At 60.4% G+C, this 3318-nt stretch carries 1 tRNA gene and 2 rRNA genes; all 3 read left to right on the forward strand.

The features are described 5' to 3' along the window. The first annotated feature begins 118 nt into the window (after positions 1 to 118). Positions 119 to 2862 (forward strand): 23S ribosomal RNA (locus Q7A36_RS39015). 112 nt (positions 2863 to 2974) lie between these two features. Further along, a 5S ribosomal RNA gene (rrf, locus tag Q7A36_RS39020) occupies positions 2975 to 3089 on the forward strand. 147 nt (positions 3090 to 3236) lie between these two features. Further along, a tRNA-Met gene (locus tag Q7A36_RS39025) sits at positions 3237 to 3310 on the forward strand. Positions 3311 to 3318: the final 8 nt, after the last annotated feature.

The raw sequence follows: 3318 nt of genomic DNA on the forward strand, positions 1-3318 counted from the left end.
TCTTTGACAGGTATATCTGGTGTGTGAGTTGAGAGAGTAGGCGTAAGGCTTGCTGTTGTTGCTGGCATTGGCGTGGTGCGCGGTTTGGTACTGCGTGCGGGCGCTGGGTTGGCGGTGATGGTGAGTGAGAGAAGGGCGTTCGGTGGATGCCTTGGCGCCAAGAGGCGATGAAGGACGTGGCACGCTGCGAAAAGCCGCGGGGAGATGCGAGCGATCGTTGATCCGCGGATGTCCGAATGGGGAAACCCCTCCTTAGGGAGATCCCCTGCTGAATTCATAGGCAGGGGAGGCGAACCCGGGGAACTGAAACATCTCAGTACCTGGAGGAACAGACATCAAGTGAGATTCCGCTAGTAGTGGCGAGCGAACGCGGAGCAGGCCAGTGGCCTCTGTGAGTTAAGCCGAAGGACCTGGAAAGGTCAGCCGCAGTGGGTGACAGCCCCGTAGGCGTATGGCTTGCAGAGGTCCTTGAGTAGGGCGGGGCACGTGAAACCCTGTCTGAACATGGGGGGACCACCCTCCAAGCCTAAATACTCCTTGGCGACCGATAGTGCACAAGTACCGTGAGGGAAAGGTGAAAAGCACCCCGACGAGGGGAGTGAAAGAGACCTGAAACCGAGCGCCTACAAGCAGTCGGAGCCCGGCCCGCAAGGGTGGGTGACGGCGTACCTTTTGTATAATGGGTCCGCGAGTTTCTGTTGGCAGCGAGCTTAAGCCGTGAGGTGGAGGCGCAGCGAAAGCGAGTCCGAACAGGGCGCCGAGTTGCCGGTAGAAGACCCGAAACCGAGTGATCTAGCCATGGCCAGGCTGAAGGTGGGGTAACACCCACTGGAGGGCCGAACCCACGCCTGTTGAAAAAGTCGGGGATGAGCTGTGGCTAGGGGTGAAAGGCCAATCAAACTCGGAAATAGCTGGTTCTCCGCGAAATCTATTGAGGTAGATCGTCGCTCGGTCACTCCCGGAGGTAGAGCACCGGAAGGGCTAGGGGGGCCCAAAGCCCTACCAAACCCTACCGAACTCCGAATGCCGGGAAGTGCAGGGCGGCAGACAGACGGCGGGTGCTAAGGTCCGTCGTCGAGAGGGAAACAGCCCAGACCACCAGCTAAGGCCCCCAAATGATGGCTAAGTGGGAAAGCATGTAGGACGGCCATAACAACCAGGAGGTTGGCTTAGAAGCAGCCATCCTTTAAAGAAAGCGTAATAGCTCACTGGTCTAATAGCTGTCCCGCGGCGAAAATGTACCGGGGCTCAAGCCATCTGCCGAAGCTGTGGACTTGCGCAAGCAAGTGGTAGCGGAGCGTTCCGTAAGCCTGCGAAGGCGGACCCGCGAGGGCCGCTGGAGGTATCGGAAGTGCGAATGCGGACATGAGTAGCGACAAGGAGAGTGAGAAACTCTCCCGCCGAAAGTCCAAGGGTTCCTGCGCAAGGCTAATCCGCGCAGGGTGAGCCGGCCCCTAAGGCGAGGGCGACAGCCGTAGCCGATGGCAACCAGGTGAACAGTCCTGGGCCCGCCAGATGTGACAGCCGTGAAGTCCTGTCTCTCCTTATCGGATTGGAGGGGCAGTTGGATCGGCTCGGGAAACAGCACTGGCATATGGACCGTACCCGAAACCGACACAGGTGGACTGGTAGAGCATACCAAGGCGCTTGAGAGAACCATGCTGAAGGAACTAGGCAAATTGCTCGCGTAACTTCGGGATAAGCGAGACCCTTCTCTGCGCAAGCAGGGTGGGGTGGCACAGACCAGGGGGTGGCGACTGTTTAGTAAAAACACAGGGCTCTGCGAAATCGAGAGATGACGTATAGGGTCTGACGCCTGCCCGGTGCCGGAAGGTCAAGGGGAGGAGTGCAAGCTCCGAACCGAAGCCCCGGTAAACGGCGGCCGTAACTATAACGGTCCTAAGGTAGCGAAATTCCTTGTCGGGTAAGTTCCGACCTGCACGAATGGCGTAACGACCTCCCCACTGTCTCCAGCATGGGCTCAGCGAAATTGAACTCCCCGTGAAGATGCGGGGTACCCGCGGTCAGACGGAAAGACCCTATGAACCTTTACTGCAACTTCGCAGTGGCGCCAGGAAGGGGCTGTGTAGGATAGGTGGGAGGCATCGAAGCCGGGGCGCCAGCCTCGGTGGAGCCAACCTTGAAATACCACCCTGCGCCTTTCTGGCGTCTAACCGAGCCCCGTTAGCCGGGGCCGGGACCCTGCGTGGTGGGCAGTTTGACTGGGGCGGTCGCCTCCCAAAGTGTAACGGAGGCGCGCGATGGTGGGCTCAGGCCGGTCGGACATCGGCTGTTGAGTGCAAAGGCACAAGCCCGCCTGACTGTGAGCGCGACAGCGCGAACAGAGACGAAAGTCGGCCTTAGTGATCCGGTGGTCCCGCGTGGAAGGGCCATCGCTCAACGGATAAAAGGTACTCTAGGGATAACAGGCTGATCTCCCCCAAGAGTCCACATCGACGGGGAGGTTTGGCACCTCGATGTCGGCTCATCGCATCCCGGGGCTGGAGCAGGTCCCAAGGGTTCGGCTGTTCGCCGATTAAAGCGGTACGTGAGCTGGGTTTAGAACGTCGTGAGACAGTTCGGTCCCTATCTGCCGTGGGTGTAGGAGACTTGCGAGGATCTGTCCCTAGTACGAGAGGACCGGGATGGACGCACCTCTGGTGTACCAGTTGTCGCGCCAGCGGCACAGCTGGGTAGCCAAGTGCGGACGGGATAACTGCTGAAGGCATCTAAGCAGGAAACCCCCCTCCAAACGAGGTCTCCCTCGAGGGCCGTGCCAGACCAGCACGTCAATAGGACGCAGGTGGAAGCCGGGTAACCGGTGCAGCCGAGCGTTACTAATCGCCCGAGTGAACTCCCATCCCCAACCCAGTGCGGTTCCCCCACAGGGAACACCGCACGCAGCACCAAGCCGCGCCCTCTCTCAACACACACACACCAGACCCCAAGCATCCCCAAGGATCCGGCCGGGTGGCCCGGTGGTCATCGCAAGGTTGCCACACCCGATCCCATCCCGAACTCGGCCGTGAAACACCTCAGCGCCCATGGTACTGCAGCTCAAGCTGCGGGAGAGTCGGTCGCCGCCGGGCCACCCAGCCGGATCCAACCCAGGATGCCCACACACCAAACCTGTCCCAGACACACACCACCCACGCGGGGTGGAGCAGCCCCGCCGCGGAGCGGACAGCAGAACAAGGGCTGCTCCACAGCCCACACAGCCACACCATCACCACCCACGCGGGGTGGAGCAGCCCGGTAGCTCGTCAGGCTCATAACCTGAAGGTCACAGGTTCAAATCCTGTCCCCGCATCCCATACA

It is taken from the genome of Paracraurococcus lichenis, from assembly GCF_030657435.1.
Taxonomy (GTDB): Bacteria; Pseudomonadota; Alphaproteobacteria; order Acetobacterales; family Acetobacteraceae; genus Paracraurococcus; species Paracraurococcus lichenis.